This is a genomic window from Microbulbifer okhotskensis (genome assembly GCF_023895975.1).
Lineage (GTDB): Bacteria > Pseudomonadota > Gammaproteobacteria > Pseudomonadales > Cellvibrionaceae > Microbulbifer > Microbulbifer okhotskensis.
Window position 1 is genome coordinate 1 of record NZ_JALBWM010000370.1, and the last position, 522, is coordinate 522.

Below are 522 nucleotides of genomic sequence, written 5' to 3' on the forward strand. Positions count from 1 at the left end.
TGCCCGCCGAGACCTGCGGGCATGGATATCCACAGCTGCACGGTAAATGCGAGGCTGGTGCCGCAGAAGATCAGGGCGGCGATACCGGTGAGGGATTGCCAGAGTTTCACGCGGCAATCTCCGCCTGCTGTTCCACTCGGCGAAACTCAATAACCCACACCCAGGGGTTTTGGTCCCAGCTGCCGGCGCCGTTGATGGATTCCCACAGGTTTTTAAATGCTTCGACGGGGTTGTCATACCAGCGCCACTGCGGCAGGTCCGGCCGAGAATCAGGGTGTAATTCGACACCGCCCCACTCCCGGTAGAGGCTATGCCAGCGCAGACCTTCGGCTTTTGCGTCCTCTTCGCTGATATCTTGAATACGCTGGATTCGAATAGCCGTGATTTCTAAGGTGATACGGCTGGCCCAGCGGGGCATGTGGATTGAGGGGCGCCATCCGCCGTCGGCGGGGGTCACGTAGGGAATGTCTGCCCTGTAGCAAACTTGTTCTTCTCGTTTGGTAATTCCCTGGCTTATCTCAT

Annotated in this window: 1 protein-coding gene; it reads right to left on the bottom strand. The window is 58.2% G+C overall.

The features are described 5' to 3' along the window. Positions 1-106: 106 nt before the first annotated feature. A partial coding sequence (locus MO867_RS22555) for an ASCH domain-containing protein (RefSeq protein ID WP_252473352.1) occupies positions 107-522 on the bottom strand: 416 nt, incomplete at its 5' end.